The sequence below is a fragment of the Streptoalloteichus hindustanus genome (assembly GCF_900129375.1).
In the GTDB taxonomy this organism is placed as follows: Bacteria; Actinomycetota; Actinomycetes; order Mycobacteriales; family Pseudonocardiaceae; genus Streptoalloteichus; species Streptoalloteichus hindustanus.
In genome coordinates this window covers 71986-94252 of sequence record NZ_FQVN01000018.1, presented here as the reverse complement: position 1 = coordinate 94252, position 22267 = coordinate 71986, and the positions used below count along the sequence as shown (strand labels likewise).

The 22267-nt window shown below is 73.8% G+C and carries 22 protein-coding genes; 10 read left to right on the top strand and 12 right to left on the bottom strand.

Annotation, left to right across the window (positions count from 1 at the left end):
• Positions 1 to 82: 82 nt before the first annotated feature.
• Together BUE43_RS31175 and BUE43_RS33110 are read right to left on the bottom strand one after the other, a co-directional pair.
• The gene (locus BUE43_RS31175; RefSeq protein ID WP_159447821.1) at positions 83 to 727 is read right to left on the bottom strand and encodes a pentapeptide repeat-containing protein; all 645 of its coding nucleotides are present in this window, start codon (positions 725 to 727) and stop codon (positions 83 to 85) included.
• A gap of 85 nt (positions 728 to 812) precedes the next feature.
• Positions 813 to 1160: a DUF2530 domain-containing protein gene (locus BUE43_RS33110; RefSeq protein WP_234996022.1), complete on the bottom strand. Its 348-nt coding sequence runs from the start codon at positions 1158 to 1160 to the stop codon at positions 813 to 815.
• A gap of 47 nt (positions 1161 to 1207) precedes the next feature.
• Here BUE43_RS33110 and BUE43_RS31165 point away from each other — a divergent pair, with 47 nt between their 5' ends.
• The 4 genes from BUE43_RS31165 to BUE43_RS31150 all read left to right on the top strand — a co-directional run bounded on the left by BUE43_RS31165 (position 1208) and on the right by BUE43_RS31150 (position 5470).
• Positions 1208 to 2680 (top strand): NCS2 family permease, encoded by a 1473-nt coding sequence (locus BUE43_RS31165; protein WP_073489930.1) that lies wholly within the window; start codon positions 1208 to 1210, stop codon positions 2678 to 2680.
• A gap of 100 nt (positions 2681 to 2780) precedes the next feature.
• Positions 2781 to 3215, top strand: a complete 435-nt coding sequence (locus tag BUE43_RS31160; protein ID WP_073489929.1) for a MarR family winged helix-turn-helix transcriptional regulator — start codon at positions 2781 to 2783, stop codon at positions 3213 to 3215.
• A gap of 3 nt (positions 3216 to 3218) precedes the next feature.
• Positions 3219 to 4697 carry an MFS transporter gene (locus BUE43_RS31155; RefSeq protein ID WP_234996021.1) on the top strand — a complete coding sequence of 493 codons (1479 nt, stop codon included), beginning with the start codon at positions 3219 to 3221 and terminating at the stop codon, positions 4695 to 4697.
• A gap of 284 nt (positions 4698 to 4981) precedes the next feature.
• The gene (locus tag BUE43_RS31150) at positions 4982 to 5470 is read left to right on the top strand and encodes an ABC transporter permease (RefSeq protein WP_073489928.1); all 489 of its coding nucleotides are present in this window, start codon (positions 4982 to 4984) and stop codon (positions 5468 to 5470) included.
• Between the two features lie 217 nt (positions 5471 to 5687).
• Here BUE43_RS31150 and BUE43_RS31145 read toward each other — a convergent pair whose 3' ends face one another.
• Together BUE43_RS31145 and BUE43_RS34505 are read right to left on the bottom strand one after the other, a co-directional pair.
• Complete coding sequence (locus tag BUE43_RS31145) at positions 5688 to 6320, bottom strand: superoxide dismutase (RefSeq protein WP_073489927.1); 633 nt, start codon at positions 6318 to 6320, stop codon at positions 5688 to 5690.
• Positions 6321 to 6504: 184 nt separating this feature from the next.
• Positions 6505 to 6648 (bottom strand): hypothetical protein, encoded by a 144-nt coding sequence (locus BUE43_RS34505; RefSeq protein ID WP_159447820.1) that lies wholly within the window; start codon positions 6646 to 6648, stop codon positions 6505 to 6507.
• Between the two features lie 63 nt (positions 6649 to 6711).
• Here BUE43_RS34505 and BUE43_RS31140 point away from each other — a divergent pair, with 63 nt between their 5' ends.
• Positions 6712 to 7680: a helix-turn-helix transcriptional regulator gene (locus BUE43_RS31140; RefSeq protein ID WP_073489926.1), complete on the top strand. Its 969-nt coding sequence runs from the start codon at positions 6712 to 6714 to the stop codon at positions 7678 to 7680.
• 22 nt (positions 7681 to 7702) lie between these two features.
• On the opposite strand, the gene BUE43_RS31135 is transcribed toward BUE43_RS31140, so the two are convergent.
• Positions 7703 to 9199: a glutamate-cysteine ligase family protein gene (locus tag BUE43_RS31135; protein ID WP_073489925.1), complete on the bottom strand. Its 1497-nt coding sequence runs from the start codon at positions 9197 to 9199 to the stop codon at positions 7703 to 7705.
• A gap of 200 nt (positions 9200 to 9399) precedes the next feature.
• Between BUE43_RS31135 and BUE43_RS31130 the strand changes: the two genes are divergently transcribed.
• Positions 9400 to 10212, top strand: a complete 813-nt coding sequence (locus BUE43_RS31130; protein WP_073489924.1) for a TrmH family RNA methyltransferase — start codon at positions 9400 to 9402, stop codon at positions 10210 to 10212.
• 50 nt (positions 10213 to 10262) lie between these two features.
• Positions 10263 to 10892 carry a DUF2537 domain-containing protein gene (locus tag BUE43_RS31125; protein ID WP_073489923.1) on the top strand — a complete coding sequence of 210 codons (630 nt, stop codon included), beginning with the start codon at positions 10263 to 10265 and terminating at the stop codon, positions 10890 to 10892.
• A gap of 56 nt (positions 10893 to 10948) precedes the next feature.
• Here BUE43_RS31125 and BUE43_RS31120 read toward each other — a convergent pair whose 3' ends face one another.
• Both BUE43_RS31120 and BUE43_RS31115 read right to left on the bottom strand, forming a co-directional pair.
• Positions 10949 to 12856, bottom strand: coding sequence for an ABC transporter ATP-binding protein (locus BUE43_RS31120; protein WP_073489922.1), 1908 nt, complete (start codon positions 12854 to 12856; stop codon positions 10949 to 10951).
• Positions 12853 to 14721 carry an ABC transporter ATP-binding protein gene (locus tag BUE43_RS31115; RefSeq protein WP_073489921.1) on the bottom strand — a complete coding sequence of 623 codons (1869 nt, stop codon included), beginning with the start codon at positions 14719 to 14721 and terminating at the stop codon, positions 12853 to 12855. Before BUE43_RS31115 ends, BUE43_RS31120 begins: the two co-directional genes overlap by 4 nt.
• A 193-nt stretch (positions 14722 to 14914) precedes the next feature.
• Here BUE43_RS31115 and BUE43_RS31110 point away from each other — a divergent pair, with 193 nt between their 5' ends.
• Positions 14915 to 15157, top strand: coding sequence for a hypothetical protein (locus tag BUE43_RS31110; RefSeq protein ID WP_234996020.1), 243 nt, complete (start codon positions 14915 to 14917; stop codon positions 15155 to 15157).
• Between the two features lie 225 nt (positions 15158 to 15382).
• On the opposite strand, the gene BUE43_RS31105 is transcribed toward BUE43_RS31110, so the two are convergent.
• Entirely contained in the window at positions 15383 to 16291 is a 909-nt protein-coding gene (locus BUE43_RS31105; protein WP_073489920.1) for a LysR family transcriptional regulator, read from the bottom strand.
• Between the two features lie 53 nt (positions 16292 to 16344).
• Here BUE43_RS31105 and BUE43_RS31100 point away from each other — a divergent pair, with 53 nt between their 5' ends.
• Together BUE43_RS31100 and BUE43_RS31095 are read left to right on the top strand one after the other, a co-directional pair.
• Positions 16345 to 16689, top strand: a complete 345-nt coding sequence (locus BUE43_RS31100; RefSeq protein WP_234996026.1) for a YciI family protein — start codon at positions 16345 to 16347, stop codon at positions 16687 to 16689.
• Positions 16682 to 17332: an NADPH-dependent F420 reductase gene (locus tag BUE43_RS31095; RefSeq protein WP_073489919.1), complete on the top strand. Its 651-nt coding sequence runs from the start codon at positions 16682 to 16684 to the stop codon at positions 17330 to 17332. The genes BUE43_RS31100 and BUE43_RS31095 overlap by 8 nt, the downstream gene beginning before the upstream one ends.
• 90 nt (positions 17333 to 17422) lie before the next feature.
• Here the strand turns inward: BUE43_RS31095 and sepH are convergent, their stop codons facing one another.
• From sepH to BUE43_RS31075, 4 genes are all read right to left on the bottom strand, one after another.
• Entirely contained in the window at positions 17423 to 18334 is a 912-nt protein-coding gene (gene sepH / locus BUE43_RS31090; RefSeq protein ID WP_073489918.1) for a septation protein SepH, read from the bottom strand.
• A gap of 186 nt (positions 18335 to 18520) precedes the next feature.
• Entirely contained in the window at positions 18521 to 19657 is a 1137-nt protein-coding gene (serC, locus tag BUE43_RS31085; protein ID WP_073489917.1) for a phosphoserine transaminase, read from the bottom strand.
• Between the two features lie 166 nt (positions 19658 to 19823).
• Positions 19824 to 20816: a tetratricopeptide repeat protein gene (locus BUE43_RS31080; RefSeq protein WP_073489916.1), complete on the bottom strand. Its 993-nt coding sequence runs from the start codon at positions 20814 to 20816 to the stop codon at positions 19824 to 19826.
• Between the two features lie 72 nt (positions 20817 to 20888).
• The gene (locus tag BUE43_RS31075; protein ID WP_073489915.1) at positions 20889 to 22037 is read right to left on the bottom strand and encodes a citrate synthase 2; all 1149 of its coding nucleotides are present in this window, start codon (positions 22035 to 22037) and stop codon (positions 20889 to 20891) included.
• Positions 22038 to 22267: the final 230 nt, after the last annotated feature.

Sequence of the window (22267 nt, the reverse complement as noted above, 5' to 3'; positions counted from 1 at the left end):
CCGTCCCCGTCCCCGTCCCCGTCCCCGTCCCCGTCCCCGTCCCCGACCACCGCCCCGACCCGGGCATCACTTGTCCGGGCTCTCAGTCCCCCTCGGCGAACGACGAGCGCTGCCGGGGGAGCCGGTCCGGCAGGACCGTGGGCCGCGCGCCGTGCTCGGTGAGCCAGCGCCGCAGGGCGTCGCCGTGCAGGTCGTGGTCGCCGACGTGGGTCGGGCCGGAGAGGGTGCCGGTCAGGCCGCGCACCACGGTGTTGTCGTCGATCCAGACGTCGAAGGTCACGTCGTCGACGTGCGCGTTGGTCAGGTCGGCGCCCCGGAGGTCGACGCGTTCGAGCCGGCAGTGGTCGAGGGTGGCCGAGCGCAGGCTCACGTCCCTGGCGGCCGCGCCCCAGCACGACGCGTCGTGCAGGTCGGCGTGGTCCAGGCTCGCGCCGGTGAGGTCGGCGCTGTCCAGCTCGGCCTCGACCAGCGTGGTGTCGCGGAGGTCGGCGACGGCGAGCCGGGCGCCGTTGAGGTGGGCTCCGGTGAGGTCGGCCCCGGTGAGGACGACCCCGCGCAGGTCGCTGTCGTTGAGCCAGGCGCCGGCCAGGTCCGCGCCGGACAGGTCGGCGCCCCGGAAGTCCAGGTCGTCGGCGAACAGGGCGCCCCTCGGCTCGGCCAGCCACGCCTGGAGGGCCCGGGTCGCGTCCGGGTCCTCCGGCCAGCTCCGCACCTGTCTGGCGCCCATCGCAGCACCGCCCATCGCCGACGCCACGAGTACACACCGGCTCGGGGGAGCGCGCTCGCCGTCGTCCGGTCGCGAACCGGAGCGGTCAGAGGCCCTGCTGCGCGCCCCGGGAGCCGCGCCGGGCGGCGGAGCGCTGCCAGCGGATCACCAGCAGACCCACGCCGCCGAGCAGCCAACCGGTCAGCGCGGTCCAGAACCACACTCCCGGACCGTCACCCAGCGCCACCTGGGTGATGAGCAGGACGCAGAAAGTCACGAACCACGCGGCGCTGCCGACGAACACCAGCGGATCGGGGTTCACCAGGGAGCGGGGCAGCGGGGGCAACGCCCGGAGCTCGGCCGATCCCGAGGGGCCGTCCGCCGCCCGATCGGGGGCGGCGCCGCCCGGCTCCGTGGGCCTCGCGCCCGGGTCGCGTTCGCTCGCCTCCACCACGTCAGGCAGGCTACCTGCCGCAACGATTACCACTAACGGGGGAGAGGATGGCGAGCACATCCACGGCGCGCTCAGCGCCCTCCAGGCTGGACCGCTTCTTCCGGGTCTCCGAACGCGGCTCCACCATCGGCCGCGAGGTCCGCGGCGGAGTGGTCACGTTCGTGACCATGGCCTACATCATCGTCCTGAACCCACTGATCCTGGGCAGCTTCTCGGCCGACGACCCGGCGGCCAAGCGGGACGTGCTGGGCCACATCCTCCCCGTGCCCCAGGTCGCCGCGGTCACCGCGCTGGTGGCCGGGGTGATGACCATCCTGTTCGGACTGGTCGCGAACTACCCGTTCGCCATCGCCACCGGCCTGGGCATCAACACGCTGCTGGCGGTGACGATCGCGCCGCAGATGACCTGGCCCGAGGCGATGGGCCTGGTCGTCGTGGACGGCCTGATCATCCTGCTGCTGGTGGCCACCGGCTTCCGCACGGCGGTGTTCAACGCGGTGCCGGCCGAGCTGAAGGCGGCCATCTCGGTCGGCATCGGGCTGTTCATCTGCCTCATCGGCCTGGTGGACGCCGGCTTCGTCCGCCGGTTGCCGGACGCCGCGCACACCACCGTGCCGGTCGGACTGGGCATCAACGGCTCGATCGCGTCCTGGCCCACCGCGGTGTTCGTGTTCGGACTGCTGCTGACCGGCGTGCTCGTCGCGCGGCGGGTGCGCGGCGGGCTGCTGATCGGCGTGCTCGGCACGACGGTCGTGGCGATCGCGTTGGAGGCGGTGGTCAAGGTGGGGCCGTCGGGGGCCGGCAACGCCAAGGGCTGGAACCTCGGCTACCCGGCGCTGCCGGAGAAGGTCGTCGACCTGCCGGACCTGGCGCTGTTCGGCGACGTCTCGTTCGGCGCGTGGACCCGGCTGCCCTCGATCACCGTGGCGCTGCTGGTGTTCACCCTGGTGCTGGCCAACTTCTTCGACGCCATGGGCACCATGACCGGCCTGGGCAAGGAGGCCGGCCTGGTGGACCGGGACAACCAGCTGCCCGGCGTCGGCAAGGCGCTGTTCGTCGAGGGTGTCGGCGCGGTGGCCGGCGGCGCGGGTTCGGCGTCGTCCAACACGGTGTTCGTGGAGTCGGCGGCCGGCATCGCGGAGGGCGCGCGGACCGGCCTGGCCAACGTGGTGACCGGCGTGCTGCTGCTCGCCGCGATGTTCCTCACGCCGCTCTACCAGGTGATCCCGCTGGAGGCCGCCGCTCCCGCGCTGGTCGTGGTGGGCGCGTTGATGATCGGCCAGATCCGCGAGGTCGACTTCTCGGAGTTCTCGGTCGGGTTGCCGGCGTTCCTCACCATCGTGGTGATGCCGTTCACCTACTCGATCGCCAACGGCATCGGGGCCGGGTTCATCAGCTACGTCGTGCTGCGCTCGGCCACCGGGAAGGCGCGTTCCATTCACCCGCTCATGTGGGTGGTGGCGGTGGCCTTCGCGGCCTACTTCGCCATCGGTCCGATCCGCGCCGCGTTCGGCGCCTGAGCTCACCGCGAGCGGGCCACCTCCCGGCGCCACCGGTCGGGGAGGTGGCCCGCTCGTCCAAGATCCGCACGAAGGGGAGATCGTGAGGTACGCTAAGGATGTGTCGGACGTCGAGGAGCCCGAGCCGTCGCTGGCCAGCCGGTTGCGACTGGCCGTGGTGCGCCTCAACCGACGCCTCCGGGCGCAGCGCGTCGACTCGTCGGTGACGCTGACCCAGATCTCGGCGCTGTCCTGTCTGTACAACTGGGGTCCGCTGACCCCGGGCGAGCTGGCGGCCAAGGAAGGCGTGCAGCCCCCGTCGATGACCCGCGTGATCGCGGCGCTGGAGGAGCACGGCTTCGCCACCCGCCGCCCGCACCCGACGGACGGGCGACAGGCGATCGTCGAGGTGACCGACGAGGGGCGCCGGTTCATCCGGGCCGAGGTCTGCGCGCGGGAGCGCTGGCTGGACCAGCGGCTGGCGGCGCTCGACACCGAGGAACGGGCGGTGCTGACGCGCGCCGCCGAGATCATCGACAGGATGGCGGGGCAGTAACGAGTGGCTTACACGGGTGGTCAGGGAATCCATCGGCCGGATGACACCCACCCACCCGACGCCAGCTCCCCCCAGCGCCCCGGCGGCAGCACCGCCCCGCCGTCGGCCACCACCACGCCCACCAGCCCCGCCGCCGGCTCCGTCCCCGGCGCCCACCCGGCCCGCCGCCGGGACGCGGCCCCGGAGCGGCCCGCCCGCGGCGGCATGTTCGCCTCCCTGCGGGTGCGCAACTACCGGCTCTTCGCCTCCGGCCAGGTCGTCTCGCTGGTCGGCACCTGGATGCAACGGGTCGCCCAGGACTGGCTGGTGCTCCAGCTCTCCGGCGGCAACGCGCTCGCCCTCGGCGTCGCCGCCGCGTTGCAGTTCGCGCCGACCCTGCTGCTCTCCCTCTGGGCCGGTGTGCTCGCCGACCGCTACGACAAGCGCCGGCTGCTGATCGTCATCCAGGCCGGCATGGGGCTGTGCGGGCTGGCGCTCGGCCTGCTCGACGTCGCCGGCGTCGCCCAGCTCTGGCACGTCTACGCGCTGTGCGTCGCGCTCGGCGTCTTCAGCGCGCTCGACACCCCGGTGCGCCAGGCGTTCGCGCAGGAGATGGTCGGCCCTGACCAGCTCACCAACGCGGTCGCGCTCAACGCCATGACGTTCAACGTCGCGCGGATCGCCGGCCCCGCGGTGGCCGGCGTGGCGATCACCCTGGTCGGCACCGGCTGGGTGTTCCTGATCAACGCGGCGACGTTCGTCGGCGTCCTCACCGGGCTGTTCCGGATGGACCCCGCGCGGCTGTTCCGCGGCCAGCCCGCGCCCAGGCGCCGCGGCCAGATCCGGGAGGCGCTGCGCTACGTGCGCGGCCGCCCCGACCTGGTCGTCGTGATGACCCTGGTCGGCCTGGTCAGCACGTTCGGGCTCAACTTCCAGACCACGCTGGCCTACGTCGCCAGCCACGTCTTCCACCGCGACGCGGACGGCTACGGACTGCTGTCCACGATGCTCGCCGTCGGCACCCTGACCGGCGCGACGCTCGCCGCGCGCCGCAGCACGCGGGGTCGGCCCCGGATGCGGCTGCTCATCGGCGGCGCGCTCGCGTTCGGCCTGCTGGAGGCGTTGGCCGGGATCATGCCGAGCTACCTCGCGTTCGCGGCCCTGCTCGTGCCGGCCGGCGCGGCCACGCTGACCTTCACCACCACGGCGAACGCCACGGTCCAGCTCTCCACCGACGCGGTGATGCGCGGCCGCGTGATGGGCCTCTACCTGCTGATCTTCATCGGCTGCACGCCGGTGGGCGGCCCGCTGATGGGCTGGGTGGCCGACCACTACGGCGGTCGCGCGCCGCTGGTGCTGGGCGGGCTGCTGTCCGCCCTGTCCGCGCTGGCGTGCGGGTTCGTCCTGGCCCGTAGGGGCGGTTTCCGGCTCCGGCTGCGGCGGTGGTCGCACACGCGGGTGGTGCGCCGACCCGGCTCGCCGAACCGGACACCCCGGTCCTGACGCCGACCGCTTCCCCCCACCTCAGGACAGCCCCCACCCGTCCCGGGGGGCGAGCCCCGCTCCAGCGTAACGAACATCACCACGCCGGCCCAAGCGCGATCGGCCCGCCTGTGGACAACCGGCCGGAGAACGGCCCGAAGTCACTCCACCATCGGGTCCTCTGTGGACAAACCGCGGCGCCTGTGGACAGCGGGTTGCGGGCAGGGGGTATTCATGCTCACCACGCAGGACTGACACCGGCCGACCGGAACCGGTGACAGCGCGCGGCGCTCCTGGAGGTGTCCGTGATCTCGGTGGACCACGGCTGGGTCCCGTTCGTCCTCGTCTGTGTGGTGTTCGTGGCCGCGACCGCGCTCGTGGGGCGCGCGGCCGGGCTCTTCGCCGCCCGGCCCGTGCTGTGGGCCGCCGTGCGGGCCGTCGTCCAGCTCGCGGTCGTCTCCACCGTGGTGGCCGGCGTGCTCGCGTCGCTCCCGCTCTCGGCGTCCTTCGTCCTGCTCATGTCCGTGGTCGCCACGATCACGGCCGCCCGGCGGGCGAAGGCGACGCGCGTCCTGCCCGTCGGCCTCGCGGTGCTCGGGGGAGCGCTGCCCGCGCTGGGCGTCCTGGTGGCGAGCGGGCTCGTGCCGCCGCACGGCGCCGCGGTGCTGCCGATGGGCGGCATCCTCATCGGCGGCGCGATGACCGCCACCACGTTGTCGGCGCGGCGCGCCCTCGACGTGCTCGACCAGCGGCACGGGGTGCGGTGCGGAGGCTTCCCAAAGCAATCAAGTTAGGCTAACCTAACTCTCGTCCGCTTCGTGGTGGGAGCGGCAGTCAGTTCGGGAACGCACGAGGCCCCGCCCTCCGACCGGAGGGCGGGGCCTCGTGTTGTCCGCCGTCAGACCGAGCGCGCTACCCCGGAAACACGTCGAGGCCCTCCCAGGGGAGGGCCTCGACGCGGTGGCCGTCGGAGCTTGTCGGAGCATCCACGGCCAGCTCAGGGGGACCGGCTCAGACGGTCTCCGGCACCCACAGCCCGTTGTCGCCGCCGCGGGCCTTCTCGAAGCGGCGCTGGACGTCGGCCCAGTCCACCAGGCTCCACAGGTTCTCGACGTAGTCCGGGCGCACGTTCTTGTACTGCAGGTAGTACGCGTGCTCCCAGCAGTCGAAGACGAGCAGCGGGGTAGCGCTGATCGACAGGTTCGAGTGGTGGTCGTAGAGCTGGTGCACCACCAGGCGCCGGCCGATCGGCTCCCACGCGAGCACACCCCAGCCGGAGCCCTGCACCGTGGTGGACACGGCGGTCATCTGGGCGCGCATCTTGTCGTACGAGCCGAAGAACTCGTCGATGGCCGCGGCCAGCTCGCCGGTCGGCTTGTCGCCGCCCTCGGGGCTGAGGTTGTTCCACCACACCACGTGCATGGCGTGGCCGGCGAGGTTGAACGCCAGGGTCTTCTCCAGGCCCACGATGGAGCCGTAGTCACCCTTGTCGCGCGCTTCCTCGATCTTGTCCAGGGTGTCGTTGACGCCCTTGACGTAGGCGGCGTGGTGCTTGCTGTGGTGCAGCTCGTTGATCTCGCCCGCGATCGCCGGCTGGAGTGCGCCGTAGTCGTAGGGCAGGTCCGGCAGGACGTACCGACCCAATTCCGCCTCCTTGGTCAGGGTTCCCGCTCCTGTTGCAAGCCTTCCTCAGTTGCAACCTAGTGGCAACTGATCTCGGCTGTGACGCGGGCCCCTCGCCGTGACGGCACACGCCGCGGGGCCCGACCCCGCCGCGCCAGCGAGGTCGGGCCCGCGTGAGGGGGCTCCTGGGGGACAGCCCCCTCGGTCAGGCGAAGTCGTGCTCGCGCGTGGAGGCCGTCGTCGCGGGGTGGGTTTCCGCGCGACTCGGCCGCGTGCCGTCGCCACGCTCCCGGCGCTCGTGCTCCGCCCAGTTCCCGGGGATCGGCGTTCCGGTGGCGCGATGGGTCATGGACCGAAAGATCCCCGTCCTACCTGTCACCTTCTGTCAGGTATTCCGGGACACTGGGGTGACATGAGGGCGAGCCGCTTGCTGTCGATCCTGTTGCTCCTGCAGACCCGGGGGCGGATGACCGCGCAGGAGTTGGCCGACGAACTCGAGATCTCGGTGCGCACCGTGTACCGCGACATGGACTCCCTGAGCGCCGCCGGCGTCCCGGTCTACGCCGACCGCGGCCGCACCGGGGGCTACCAGGTCCTCCAGGGGTACCGCACCCGATTAACCGGGTTGAACACCGACGAGGCCGAGTCGCTGTTCCTGGCCGGGGCCCCGGGGCCGGCCTCGGAACTGGGGCTGGGCAGCGTGCTGGCGGCCGCGCAGCTCAAACTGCTCGCGGCGCTCCCGCCGGAGCTGCGCTCCCGCGCGGGACGCATCCGCGAGCGCTTCCACCTGGACGCGCCGCGCTGGTTCAACGACGAGACCCCGGCGCGCCTGGCCGAGGTGGCGGAGGCGTTGTGGAACCAGCGCCCCCTGCAGGTGCGCTACCGGTTGTGGGACGGCGAGAACGAGGTGACCCGGCGCGTCGAGCCGCTGGGCATCGTGCTCAAGGCGGGCACGTGGTACCTGGTGGCGCGCTCGGGGGAGAACCTCCGCACCTACCGCGTCTCCCGCCTGCTGGAGATGTCCGTGCTGGAGGGGCACTTCGAGCGGCCGGAGGACTTCGACCTCGTCGCCTACTGGCGGTCGTGGACCGAGCGCTTCGAGACCGGCATGTACCGCGACCAGGCGGTGGTCCGGCTCTCCCCCCGCGGGATGCAGATGCTGTTCCTGCTGGGGTCCGTGGTGAGCAAGCTCGCCAAGGAGAGCGCCGGGCCGCCGGAGCCCGACGGGTGGGTCGAGGTGAAGCTGCCCATCGAGTCGGTCCAGCACGCCGAGGTGGACCTGCTGCGGCTCGGCGCGGAGGTGGAGGTGTTGGCCCCCCAGGAGTTGCGGGAGCGGATCACCGACACCGCGCGGGCCATGACGCGGCTCTACGCGAGCTGACCCGCTGGCGGTCGGCGCGGGGTCAGGCGACCGGCCAGTTGTGCACCGGCTCTCCGGCGTGCATGAGCTCCACGTAGCGCTGCAGCATCCCGGCCAGCGCGGCGTCGCGGTCCATGCCCCGGGATTCCAGCAGGGACACGGTTTCCCGCTGCCACACCGAGCCGGTGCGCCGGGCGACGCAGCGCTGCTCGATCAGGCCGAGGTACCGCTCCCGCGCGGCGTCGGACACGCCGCACGCGCGCAGTCCCTCGTGCGCCATCGGCAGCAGCCGGCGCAGGACCAGCTCGTCGGGCGGGACCCAGCCGATGCCCGGCCAGTAGAGCTGGGCGTCCAGGCCGTGCTTGGCGCCGGCGTAGAAGTTCTCCTCGGCCGCCTGGAACGACATCTGTGTCCACAGTGGACGCTGCTGGTCGCACAGCGCCCGCTGCGCGCCGTAGAAGAAGGCGGCGTTGGCGATGGTGTCCACCACCGTCGGCCCCGCCGGCAGCACCCGGTTCTCCACGCGCAGGTGCGGAACCCCGTCGACCAGGTCGTAGACCGGTCGGTTCCACCGCCACACGGTGCCGTTGTGCAGCCGGAGCTCGGAGAGCTGCGGGGCGCGGCCGTCCTCCAGCGCCTCCAACGGGTCCTCCGTCTCGGACTCCGGCAGCAGCGCGGGGAAGTACCGCACGTTCTCCTCGAACAGGTCGAAGATCGACGTGATCCACCGCTCCCCGAACCACACCCTGGGCCGCACGCCCTGGTTCTTCAGCTCCTGCGGGCGGGTGTCGGTGGCCTGCTCGAAGATCGGGATGCGGGTCTCGTGCCACAGCGCCCTGCCGAGCAGGAACGGGGAGTTGCCCGCCAGCGCCACCTGCACGCCGGCCAGGCACTGGGCCGCGTTCCAGTGCGCGGCGAAGTCCCTGGGCGCCACCTGGAGATGGCACTGCACCGACGTGCAGGACGACTCGGGCAGGATCGACTCCGAGAAGCACCGGAGCTTCTCCCGGTGCCGTCCCGGCATCGGCACGCCCTCCACGTCGAGCACGATCTCCTCGCCGCGGGCCGCGAAGATCTGCCGGTTCAGCAACGAGTACCGCGGGTTCACCGAAAGCCAGTGCGGGTCGAAGTGCTCGGGCCGCAGCGTCGGCAGCATGCCGATCATCACCAGCCCCGCGCCCGCGTCGCCGGCCTTGGTGTCGGCCGAGTTGAGCGCGTCGCGCAGGTCGCGTTCCAGCTCCAGCGCCTCGTCCCCGGCCAACGGTCGCGGCGGAACGTTGACCTCGATGTTGTGCTGGCCGAGTTCGGTCTGGAAGCACGGGTCGGAGATCTTCTCCAGCACGACGGTGTTGGCCATCGCCGGGCGCAACGCGTCGTCCACCAGGTTGAGCTCGATCTCCAACCCCATCTGTCGCCGCGGGAAGTGGAACGCGTCGGTCGCGAGCATCCGGGCCAACGCGTCCAGGCAGCGCTGCACCTTCTCCCGGTAGCGCTGTCGGTCCTCCCGCGAGAACTTCCGTTCGCTGACGTCCCTACCCATGCCGTTTCCCCTCCGGTCGGCCTGGTTCGGAAGCGGTTCCGGGGATGGCCCACCGTGACACAGGGTCGACAGGTCCGCTAGCGGCCAAACCGGTGCAGTGAGTGACCCGTTTTTCACGCTGTGCAAGGGAATGCTGGTCAGCGGCTCGGCCGCTCCGGTTTCGCGCGGCCCCCGGCCGGGGCGGTGCGAGACTGGTCACCGTGGCACGTCTGATCGAGATCACCGACCCGGCCGACGAGCGGCTGGCCGACTTCCGCGACCTGTCGCGCGCGGACCGACGCCCGGACCGTCCCGGCGGGCGCGGTCTGGTGATCGCGGAGGGCGTCGTGGTGGTGCGGCGGCTGGTCGCCTCGCCGTACCCGGTGCGGGCGCTGCTCGGCGTGCGCCGCCGCGTGGAGGAGCTCGCCGAGGACCTCGTCGGGCTGGACGTGCCGGCCTACGTCGCCTCCGCCGAGGTCATGGCCGAGGTCGTCGGGTTCCACCTGAACCGGGGCGTGCTCGCCGCCGCCGACCGGGCGGCCCAGCCGACCGCGGCGGAACTGGCCGATCCCGGCCGGGGCCGGCGCTGCCTGGCGGTGTTGGAGGGCGTCGGCGACCACGAGAACCTGGGGGCGATGTTCCGCAACGCCGCGGCCCTCGGCGTCGACGGCGTGCTGCTCGGGGCCGGCTGCGCCGACCCGCTGTACCGGCGCAGCGTGCGGGTCTCGATGGGGCACGTCCTGCGGGTGCCGTTCGCCGTGCTCGAACCCTGGCCGCAGGGGCTGGACATGTTGCGGGACAACGGTTTCCGGGTTGTCGCGCTGACGCCGAGGGCGGACTCGGTCCCGTTGCGGGACGCCGGGCTGGACCGGGGCCGGGTCGCGTTGCTGTTGGGGTCCGAGGGGCCGGGGCTCACCGAGGAGGCCATCGCGGCGGCCGACTCGGCGGTGCGGATCCCGATGGCCTCCGGTGTGGACTCGCTGAACGTGGCCACGGCCGCGGCGATCGCCTTCCACGCCGCCGCCCGCCCCTGACCGCTCCGCGACGATCTTCATCGGCGGTCGGCACGCCCTAGGCTGCACCCGTGGAACTGCACGCCCGGGCCGGACGCGCCGTGGTGGTCGGCGAGCGGGACGGGGTCGAGCACGAGGTCGACCCGGACTCGTTGGCGCTGCCGCACGGACTGGCCACCGCCCTGCACGAGTGGGCGCAGGTGGTGGCGGCCGTGAGCGGGCCCGACGGTCCGCCCGGCGACACCACCGCCGAGCTGGTGTCGCGGCGCGGCAGACAGCTCGCCGGCCGGCTCGCCGCGGCGATGGGTGTCCCGGTCGACTACGCCGACCCCGTCCGCGGCGGGCTGGAGCGCGTGGACCTCCCGCCACCGCCGGCGCGCCGGGAACCCGCGCCTGCGCCCGCGCCCGCGCCCGCGCTCGTGCCCGAGCCGGCCTCCGGTGAGCCCACGCCCTGGGCGACGGGGCTGACGGTGAGCGCGGTCACGGCTGCGGTGGTCGCGGTCGCGGTGGTCGGGCTGACGCTGACCCTGGCCGGGACGAGCTGGTTGCTGGGCCTGGTCGGGAACCTCGTCGTGGTTGGGGGTCTGGCGCCGTCGGTGTGGTTGACCAGGGAGCTCCCGGTCTGGCGGTGGGTGGCGTACGGCGTGACGGTGGGCCTGGGCACCGCATGGGCGCTGTTGCTGCTCTCCCTGCTGGGCTGAACCCGCCGGTCCAGTCCTGGTGAACTGGGCGCGCTGAGCCGGTGCCGCCTACGGGATCACGAGGTCGTCGGCGCGAGCGAGTCCAGCCACGCGCGGTGCAGGCGGGCGAACCGGCCCCGGCCGGCGACCAGGTCCGCCGGCGGGCCGTCCTCCACGATCCGGCCGTCCGCCATCACCAGGACGCGGTCGGCGACGAGCACGGTGGACAGCCGGTGCGCGATGATCAACGCGGTGCGGTCGGCCAGCACCCGCTCCATCGCGGCCTGCACGGCCCGCTCGCTCGGCAGGTCCAGACTGGACGTCGCCTCGTCCAGAACCAGCACCCGGGGGCCGGCCAGGAACGCGCGGGCGAAGGCCACGAGCTGGCGTTGCCCGGCCGAGAGCCGGCCGCCGCGCTTGCGGACGTCGGTGTCGTACCCGTCCGGCAGCGCGCTGACGAACTCGTGCGCGCCGACGGCGGTCGCGGCCTCCTCGATCTCGGCGCGGGAGGCGTCCGGCCGGCCCAGCGCGATGTTGTCCGCGACCGTCCCCTCGAAGAGGAAGGACTCCTGCGTCACCATCACGACCGCGCGCCGCAGGTCCGCGTCGCTGACGCTGCGCAGGTCGACGCCGTCCAGGGTGACCGCGCCGGCGATCGGGTCGTAGAACCGGGCGACCAGCTTGGCCAGGGTGGACTTCCCGGCGCCGGTGGCGCCGACCAGGGCCACGGTCTGCCCGGCGGGGACGTGCAGGTCGAGTGGTGGGAGCACGAGCGGGCCCTGTTCGCCGTACCGGAACTCCACGCCGGAGAACCGGAGCTCACCTCTGGGATCGGGCAGCGGGACCGGGTGGGCGGGCTCGGGCACCGAGGGCGTCTCCTCCAGCACCCCGGAGATCTTCTCCAGCGCCGCCACGGCCGCCGAGTAGGCGTTGGCGACCATCGCCAGCTCGTCCAGCGGGTCGTAGAGCTTGCGCAGGTAGAGCAGGAAGGCGGCGAGCAGACCGAGTTCCAGCTGGCCGTGCGCCACCCGCCAGGCGCCGACGGCCAGCACGACGACCATCGTCAGGTTGCCGACGAGCCGGACCGACGCCGTGAACCGGGCGACCAGCAGCAGCGAGTTCTGTTGCGCGGCGCGGTAATCCGCGCTCAGATCGTCCATAATGGACTCGTTTCGGCGCTCCCTGCGGAACGCCTGCACCGCGCGGACTCCGTTCATCGTCTCGGTGAACTGGACGATCACCCGCGCAACCGTGGTCCGCGTGCGCCGGTAGGTCGACCGCGACCGGCGGCGGAACCACCGCGCCAGCAACAACAACGGCACGAACGTCGCGAGCACGGCCAGGCCCAGCGGCGGGTCCAGCCACACCAGCAGCACGGCCACGCCGGCCACGGTCAGCGCCGAGGACAGCAACCCGTCCAGGCCCATCTCCAGCAGGTCGTCGAGCGCGCTGAGGTCGCTGGTCAGCCGGGAGATCATCCGGCCGGACGTGTAGGACTCGTGGAACGACAGCGACAGCCGCTGGGCGTGGGCGAAGACCCGTCTCCGCAGTTCCAGCAGCACGTCCTGGCCGATCCGCCCGGAGAGCCGGAGGAACGCGAAGCGCAGGGCCGCGCCGGCGAGGCCGCAGCCCACGTAGCCGCCGACGTGCCAGGTCAGCGGCGCGGGTCGGCCGGCCAGCGCGGCGGGCACGCCGACGTCGATCGCCGCCGCGATCAGCAGCGGCCCGGTGAGCTGGGCGACGTTCTCCGCCACTACCAGGAGGAGCGCGAGCAGGGCGCCACCGGTGTGCGGCCGCAGCAGCGACCGGAGCAGGCGGCGGGACCGGGCCTGGAGCCGGGCGCCGACCTGGTGGTCGACCTCGTCCTGGTCCTCGGCGGCGACCCCGCGCCACGACTCGTCGGGCTCCGGCGGCCCGGCCGGGCGGTCCGACCGCTCGCCCGGGGGCCGGGGCTGGGGCGCCTCGCGGGTTGTTCCCCGGCTCACCGCGTCGTCACCTCCCCGGCGTCGTTCCCGGTGGAGTCGGGCCGCTGGCCGGCCGTCCTCCCGTCCGCCTTCCCGTCAACGTGTCCGTCCACTCGTCCGTCTACAGTGGACATCAGTGCCCGGTACTCCCGGCAGGTCCCCGACAGCTCCTCGTGCGTGCCGACCGCGACGACCCGGCCGCCGGACAGCAGGGCGACCCGGTCCGCGAGCCGCACGGTGCTCGGCCGGTGGGCCACCACGAGCGCGGTCGCGTCGCGCAGCACCTGGCGCAGGGCCGCCTCCACCTCGGCCTCGGTGTGCACGTCCAACGCCGACAACGGGTCGTCGAGCACGAGCACCGCCGGCCGGCCGAGCACCGCCCGCGCCAACGCCAGGCGCTGGCGCTGCCCGCCGGACAGGGACAGCCCCTGCTCGCCGATCCGGGTCGACAGCCCCCACGGCAGCGCGGCCACGAACTCCGCCGCGTGCGCCACCCGCAACGCGGCCCACACCTGCTCGTCGGTGGCCTCCGGCACGCCCAGCTTCACGTTCTCCCGCACGCTCGCGGAGAACAGCACCGGGTCCTCGAACGCCGTGCCCACGACGCGGCGCAGCTCGGCCACGGGCAGCTCGCGCACGTCGACCCCGTCGACGAGCACCCGGCCGCCGGTGACGTCGTGCAGCCGGGGGACCAGCGCGGTGAGCGCGGTCTTGCCGCAGCCGGTCGCGCCGACCAGCGCGACGGTCTCCCCGGGCCGGACCTCCAGGTCCACGCCGCGCAGCAGGTCGCCGTCCGCGCCGGGGTGCGCGAACCGGACCCCTTCGAACCGCAGGTGGCCCCGCGTCGGCGGGGCCAGCGCGCGCGGCCGCTCCGGGTCGGCGATCGACAGCGGGGCGTCGAACACCTCCCAGATCCGCTCGCACGCCGCCGCGGCGTTGTTCGCCTCGGCGAGCATCCAGCCGAGCGACTGGATCGGCCACTCCAGGTAGCTGGTGGCGGTGATCGCCGCGACGAGCGTGCCGACGGTCATCGCGCCCTGGGCGACCGCGTACCCGCCGAGGGCGAGCTGCCCGGCGATCACCAGCTCGGGGAGCACGACGCAGATGGTCCACAGCACCGCCAGCAGCCGGACGCGCCGGAGCTCCCGCCACCGCAGCTCCCTGGCCTGCCCGACGAACCGGCGGGTCAGGTGCGGGCCCCGACCGAAGGCCCTGAGCACCCGGACGCCGAGCACCGACTCCTCGACCGTGGTGGCCAGGTCCCCCTCCTGGTCCTGGCACTGCCTGGCCACCACGCGGTACCGGTTCTCGTACACCGAGACCAGCGCGACCAGCGGCAGCACGGCGACGGCCTGCACGGCGGCCAGCGCCGGTGACAGCCACAGCAGCAACAGCAGGCCCGCCACCAGCACGAACGTGTTGGCCAGCAGGAACACCACGGAGAAGTTCATGAACCGGCGGACGGTGGCCAGGTCGCCGGTGGCGCGGGAGAGCAACTGGCCGGACTGCCACCGGTCGTGGAAGGCCACCGGCAGACCCTGGAGGTGGCGGTAGAGGTCGGCCCGCATCCGCTGCTCCAGCCCGGTGATCGGCCGGCTCAGGACGCGGCGGCGCAGCCAGAACAGGCCGGCCTCCGCCACGCCGAGCGCCAGGATCGCGAGCAGCAGCGGCGGCAGCGCGCCGAGGTCGCGCTGGGCCACCGGGCCGTCGAGCACGCGTTGGAGCACCAGCGGGATGGACAGCCCGGCGAGGTTCGCCGCCAGCGCGGCGACGATCGCCAGGGCGAGCGCGCCGCGGATCGGCCGCAGGTAGGGGCCGAGCCGGCGCAGCACCGCGAGGGTGGAGCGCTGGGCGCGCCGGGCGCCTCGGTCGGGTCGCGTCGCCATCACCGTCCCCCCTCACCAGAGCGTGCGCGACGCTACGGACCGGGTTCCGGTGTGGCATCCCGTTTTTGTCCGGGCGCAGGCCGCTGACCTGGGTCTTGACGATGTCGGCAGCGCCTTCCGGGCGACGCGAAACCACCCGTTCGGGGGTCCCGAGGACTCGGCCTGGGCGGCCGGGCAGGGCATGATCGGACGGGTGACGCGACCCGAGACCGTGCGGTACTACCGAACCCCGCGCACGATGGCCTACCCGCACGGCCGCCTGCTCGCCACCCGCGAGGGGCGGTTGCTCGTGCTCGCCGCCGACGGGTGGGTCACCCTCGGCCGGCACCTCCCCAGCGGCGTGGAGCCGCTGGACAGGGAGCAGGCCGAGCGGTGGTGCCGGACCGAGGACGTGGACCTCGCCTGGCTCGACGCCGTGCCCCACCCGACCCGCTAGCGCGGCCCCGGCACGGCGTCAGCGGTCGGGAACGGCCTGGTTGGTGACGGGGTTGTGCCAGAGCGGCGCGTGTCGGTGATGTCCGGCAGACCGGGGCGACCGGCGAACAGGCGGGGCTCGTGCCGAAACTCGGTGATCCGCGGCTCGGCACGAGTCGACGCCTGGCGCGGGCGCGAGGACCGGTCAGCCCCGCTGGCCCGCTGGTGCCCCGGTAACGCCGTCAGCTCAGCGGTCGAGAACGGGCTGGTCGGCGGCGGGGGCGAGCGCGTGGGCCAGGGAGCGCGCGGGGCCGTCCGGCAGGTCCTTGCGCCATGCCACGCTGACGCGCAGGCGGAGCGGCGTCCCGCGCAGCGGGCGCCAGGCCAGCTCCGGCTCGTGCCGCGCCACGTGCTCCGGGAGCAACGCGACCACGTCGTCGTTCGTGGTCAGCTGCACCACGAAGGAGGTGTGGCGCCGGCTCTCGCAGGCCCAGGTGTGGGGGTCCCAGCCGTGCGCGCGGCAGGTCGCCAGCACCTCGTCGTGGTAGCCGGGGGCGGTCTCCCGGGGGAACCACGCCAGCCGTTGCCCCGCGAGGTCGGCCAGGGTCAGCTCGTCGCGCTCCGCCAGCGGATGGGCGACGTCCAGCACCACCCCGAGCGGCTCGGTGACCACCGGGAGCCGGCGCAGGTCGTCCGCGTCCACCGGCTCGCGCAGCAGCCCGAGGTCCAGCTCGCCCCTGCGGAGGAGGTCCGGCTGGGCGGCGGTCGTGGTGTCCCGGAAGACCGCGACGGCCCGGACGCCGAGCGCCGCGGTGGCCTCCTTGATCCGGCGGAGCAGGGCGGCGTCCACGCCGGCGGGCAGGCCCACCCGGATCTCCGGGCGCGCCGCCCCGGCCGCCGCCCGCACGGCCGCCAGGCTGTGGTCGGCCTGGCTGAGCAACATCCTGGCCTCGTCGAGCAGGACCTCGCCGGCCGGGGTCAGCGACACCCCGCGCGGGGAGCGCTCCAGCAGCGGCGCGCCGACGGCGCGCTCCAGCGCCTTGATCTGCTGGCTCAGCGAGGGCTGCGTGATGCGCAGGCGCTCGGCCGCCCGACCGAAGTGCCGTTCCTCGGCCACCGCCCGGAAGTACGACAGCCGACGCAGGTCCCAGCTCATGCGGCCACGATAGGCGCGGCCTATCGGGCCAGTGGGAACCGGACTTGGACGGGGTGCGGGACGCGGTCGTCTACTGGGTGCCGAAGGCGCCGCACCGGCGGCGCCGGGGGAGGACCGACACCGTGTTCCTGATCCTGTTGGACTACGTGGCGCCGTTGGCGGAGATCGACCGCCTGCTGCCCGAGCACCGCGCCTACCTGGAGCGGAACTACGACGCCGGGCGGTTCCTGATGTCCGGGCCCCGGGAGCCGCGCACCGGCGGGGTCATCCTGGCGACGGCGAACGACCGGGCCGAGCTCGTCGCCGTGGTGGAGACCGACCCGTTCGTGACGTCCCAGGCCGCCACCTACGAGATCGTCGAGTTCACCCCGACCCGGAGCGAGGTCTCCCGTGTCTGAGCGGGTCGCCGTTCTCGGCAGCGGTCGGATGGGCGACGCCCTCGTCGCCGAGCTCGCCCCGCACCACACGGTGCTGTGGGGCAGCCGCGACCCGGAGCGGATCGCCGCCCGCGCCGCGGAACTAGGCGCGACCCCGGTCGACCACGAGGCCGCGCTCGCCGCCGACATCGTCTTCCTCGCGCTGTGGCACCGGGACGAGGTGCCGTTCGTGTCCCGGCACCGCGCGGCCCTGGCCGGGAAGATCGTGGTCAGCATGGCCAACCCGTACAACGCGGACTACACCGGCTTCACGACGTCGCCGGACACCTCGGCGGCCGAGGTGCTGGCCGCCGCCGTGCCGGAGGCCACCGTGGTGGGCGCGTTCAAGAACACCTTCTGGGGCGTGTTCGAGCGCCCCGAGTTCCCGGAGGGGCTCAGCGACGTGCTGGTCACCGGCGACGACCAGGACGCCAAGGACCGGGTGATGGCGGCGCTCGCGCCGATGCCGTTCCGGTTCCTCGACGCGGGTCCGCTGGACCGGAACCGCACCGTCGAGCGAATGACCCTGCTCGCCCGCGAGCTGTCGACCCGCTACGGGCACCACCCCCACGTGAGCTGGCGGCTGCTCGGCCAGGCCACCCCGGAGCCGACTGTGGCTTCCTGAGCGGACCCCGGGTTCCGGTGAAACACGACGAGCGGGGAGGCGTCCGGTGACGCCTCCCCGCTCGTCGTTCTGCTCTTCCGGAGCGGGTGCTCAGCCGCGCTGGGTGCGGACGCCGAGCAGGACGTCCTCCCACGAGGGAACGATCGGGTGGTTCTTCCGCCCGCGCCGGGCCTGCTTGCCGTCGCCCTCCGGCTCGCCCTTGCCGGCGGCCGCCGGCGGCTGCTCCGGCCGGTCGGCGGGGAGCTCCGGCTCCCGCGCGGCGCGGTCCGGGGCGGCCGGGCGCTGCGCCTCGGGCTCCGGCGCCTGCGGCGGCGCCGCTGTGGGCGCGTCCTCGGCGGCCGGCCCGTCGGCCGCGTCCTCCTCGACCCGCAACGCCTGCCTGGCCAGCGGGGTCACCGGCCGCACCGTCCGGAGCGGACGGGACGGGGACGGGTCGATCAGGTCGGCGGCGTGCTCGTCCAACGCGGTCACCGTGCCGCCGTGCGCGCCGGGGTGGTACACCCAGTGCGCGCTGTTGTCGGACCGGCCGGCCGTCCAGCGGAGCTGGACGACCCACTTGCCGTCCTCGCCCCGCCAGGAGTCCCAGTTCACCTGGGAGTAGTCCTGGCCGCGCAGCCCGAAGGAGTGCGCGACGACCTCGCCGAGGGTCTGCACGTCCGGGCCGTCCGCGCGGACCGGGTGCGCCCGCTGCGCCAGCTCGGCGGTGCGCGACCGCTCCAGGAGCACGGGGTAGGCGAACCGCTCGACGCGGTGCGACGGCATGCCGGCCACCTCGGCGACCTGGACCACGGACTCACCGGCGCGGATGCGGGCCTGGATCTCACGGGGGCGCATGGGGCTCTCCGTCCCGGTCTGGCTCTGGTCGGTCCGGGCGAGGCCGCCGCGGACCGCGCCCAGCAGCCGGTCGTCCGCGGGCAGCGTGAACCGTTCGCCACGCGCCGGGTCCTCGAGGATGACGTTCCTGCCGTCCTCGTCGAGCCCGACCACGCGCAGCGCTCGCATCACGGCCTCCCCACTGACTCCACCTCGCCGGTCCGACGGTAGGCCGGCGCGCCCCCTTGACGGGGAAGGCGCGCCGCACCGCTCCGCGATCCGATCGCGATCCGGGCGTGATCTTGCCCGGCCACGACCGGTGTTGCCAACGTGAGAACTACTCAAACCAGGGGAGTACCGCCAGTCGGGGCGCGCCTAACCCAGGTGCTCGACCACCCAGTCGACGGACGCGGTCAGCGCGGTCACGTCGTCCGGCTCGATCGCCGGGAACATGCCGACGCGGAGCTGGTTGCGGCCCAGCTTGCGGTACGGCTCGACGTCGACGATCCCGTTGGCGCGCAACACCTTCGCCACGGTCGCGGCGTCCACCGTGTCGTCGAAGTCGATGGTGCCCACGACCTGCGACCGCTTGGCCGGGTCCGTCACGAACGGGGTGGCGAACCCGCTGCCCTCGGCCCACCGGTACAGCCGCGCCGAGGACTCCGCCGTCCGCCCGACGCACCAGTCCAGGCCGCCGTTGCCGAGCATCCACTCGATCTGGTCGGCCAGCAGGAACAGGGTGGCCACGGCCGGCGTGTTGTAGGTCTGGTCCTTGACCGAGTTGTCCAGCGCCGTGGGCAGCGACAGGAACTCCGGCGCCCAGCGGTCCGAGCGGCCGATCTCGGCCACCCGCTCCAGCGCGGCCGGGCTCATCAGGGCGATCCACAGGCCGCCGTCGGCCGCGAAGCACTTCTGCGGCGCGAAGTAGTAGACGTCGAAGTCCTCGGCCCGCACCGGGAGGCCGCCGGCGCCCGAGGTCGCGTCGACGGCGACCAGCGCGTCGCCCGCGCCCTCCGGCCGCCGCACCGGCACCATCACGCCGGTGGAGGTCTCGTTGTGCGCCCACGCCAGCAGGTCGCAGCCCTCGCCGGCCACCGGCTCCGGCGCGTCGCCCGGCTCCGCCTTCACCACGACGGGGTCGGCGAGGAACGGGGCCCCGGCGGTGACCTTGGCGAACTTCGCCGAGAACTCGCCGTAGGCCAGGTGCAGCGACCGCTCGCGGACCAGGCCGAACGCGGCGGCGTCCCAGAAGGCGGTGGTGCCGCCGTTGCCGAGCACCACCTCGTACCCCTCGGGCAGCGAGAACAGCTCGCGCAGGCCGGCGCGCACCCGGCCGACCAGCGACTTCACCGGCTTCTGCCGGTGCGAGGTGCCCATCAGCGCGGCGCCCTCGCCGGCGAGTCGGGCCAGCTGGTCGGGCCGCACCTTGGACGGCCCGCAGCCGAAGCGGCCGTCGGCGGGGCGGAACTCGGCGGGAATCCGCAACGTGGTCGGATCGGCCGTCTGCGTCATGCGGCGCCTCCGGGGCGAGGTCGTGCGCGGGTCCTGGCCGGCGCCGTTGCCGGGCCGACAGTGTCGCAGCCGGGTGTCCGCCAGGTGTCGCCCGGGTGGCCGACGGGCGACCAGTCGGGCCCGGTCGCCGTGGCGGGGCCGGCCGACCGGTCGTCGGGCCGGCTGGTCAGGCGCCGAAGGTCATGGCGCCGCAACACTTCTTGTACTTCCGCTCGGAACCGCACCAGCACGTCCCGTTGCGGCCGGGCGGCCACTCGGTCGTCCTGCCGCGCCGCGCGAGGTCGGCCGCGTACCAGGCGCGGCTGCGGGGAGCGGTCGGGTCCAGGTCGTTGTCGACGACGAAGTCGGCGTAGTCGTCAACCGCTCCGACCGCGAGGAGCAACGTCGAGCGCGGCGCGTCCGAGACGTGCGCCGCGGGCGCCGAGTCGGCCACCGCGCGCCGCAGGGTCGCCTCCACCTCGCGTCGGTGCGCGTCGTGCGGGTCCCCGGTCGAGGTGTGGCCGGGGTAGCTGCCCGGCCACCGCCGGAGCAGCTCGGCGAACTCCTCCGGCGGCCAGTAGACGACCGCGACCTGCTCCACCGACCGCCGCTCGGACGCCTCCCGCGTCAGCTCCGCCCACCGCTCGCCCAGCGCCTCCCTGGCGAGCACCGCGACGCCGTCCCAGTCGTCGGGCGGCTGGTCGAGCGCGGCCCTGACCTGCGAGCGCACCGTCAGCAGGTCCAGCAACGCCAGGTCGCCGAGCACCTCCTCGGAGTCCACCTCCCGCAGCGGGCCGTAGCAGCGGGCGATCCCGGCGTTGGCCCAGCGCAGGGCGGCCGCCAGGTCGCCGACCTCCTCCAGCACCTCGGCGGCGCACTCGTAGGCGTCCGGGTCCCCTGGCCGGGCCGCCCACAGCTCGGCGAGCCGCGCCCTGGCCTGCTCGGCCCGGCCCAGGTCGAACAGGAACCCGGCGTACAGGGCCCGGCCGACGGCGGACTCGGGACCGCCGTCGGCGACCACCCGCCGGTACAGCTCCTCGGCCCGGTCCACCTCGCCGGCCAGGTGCCACTCGCCGGCCGCCTCCAGCAGCAGCGTCGCGCGGTCCGCGCCCCGCCGTCCGGCCTCCCGCTCGAACCGCCGGGCCTGGGCGACGTGGTGGGTGACGTCGCGCACCGTCATGGGTTCCACGCTAACCCCGCGTCACGGCCGCTTCCAGGCGGAGGCCGTGGCGCGGGGAGCCACCTTCGCTGGTCAGGCGGTGTGCGTGATGGTGTCCCAGCCCTCGACGTCCTCGGGCCGGCGCGGGCCGGGGCCGACGTAGTGCGCGGACGGGCGCACGAGCCGCCCGGTGCGCTTCTGCTCCAGGATGTGCGCGCACCAGCCCGCGGTCCTGGCGCAGGTGAACATCGCCGGCATCATGTGCGGCGGCACCTCGGCGAAGTCGAGGATGACCGCGGCCCAGAACTCGACGTTCGTCTCGATGGCGCGGTCCGGCCGGCGCTCCCGCAGCTCGGCCAGCGCCGCCTGCTCCAGCGCCGCCGCGACCTCGTACCGCCCGGCGCCCAGCTCCTGACAGGTCCGGCGGAGCACCCTGGCCCTGGGGTCCTCGGCGCGGTACACGCGGTGCCCGAAGCCCATGAGCCGGCGCCCGCCGTCGAGGATGTCGCGGACGACCTTGCGCGCGTCGCCGACCCGCTCCACCTCCTCGATCATCGGCAGGACGCGGGCCGGCGCCCCGCCGTGCAGCGGGCCGGACATCGCGCCGATGGCGCCGGACAGGCTGGCCGCGACGTCGGCGCCGGTGGAGGCGATCACCCTGGCGGTGAACGTGGAGGCGTTCATGCCGTGCTCGGCGGCGGACACCCAGTAGGCGTCGATCGCCCGCACGTGCCGGGGGTCGGGCTCGCCGCGCCAGCGGGTCATGAACCGCTCGGTGATGGTGCGGCACTCGTCGATCCGCTGCTGCGGGACGGCGGCGCGGCCGATGCCGCGCGCCGACTGGGCGACGTAGGACAACGCCATCACGGCGGCGCGCGCGAGCTGCTCGCGCGCCTCGTCGTCGCTGATGTCGAGCAGCGGCTGGTAGCCCCAGATCGGGGCGAGCATGGCCAACGCGGCCTGCACGTCGACCCGGACGTCCCCGGTGTGCACCGGGATCGGGAACGGCTCGGCGGGCGGCAGGCCCGGGCCGAACCGGCCGTCGACGAGCAGGGCCCACACGTTGCCGAAGGTGACCTTGCCGGCCAGGTCCTCGATGTCGACGCCCCGGTAGCGCAGGGCGCCACCGTCGCGGTCCGGTTCGGCGATCTCGGTCCGGAAGGCGACGACGCCCTCCAACCCCGGTCGGAAGCTCTGCTCGTCCTGTTGGACGGTGTCATACGCCACCTGGTCTCCCCGCATCCCCGACTCGATCGACGACTGGGTGCTCGTCGATGTTGGTTCCCGGTGTCGGAAAGACCTTGCACCCGTTCGGCGGTTGGCGGCAATCGTCCAGCGGGGACATTTCGCCCCTCCGGCCACGTGGTACACGTCACGTGGCCGCGATACGGGTGAAATTTGTCGAACGGGGGAGGATCTAACACGAACGGTACAAAGCTGGTCTCGCCGGGTAACTGGTTGCGACGCCAAGC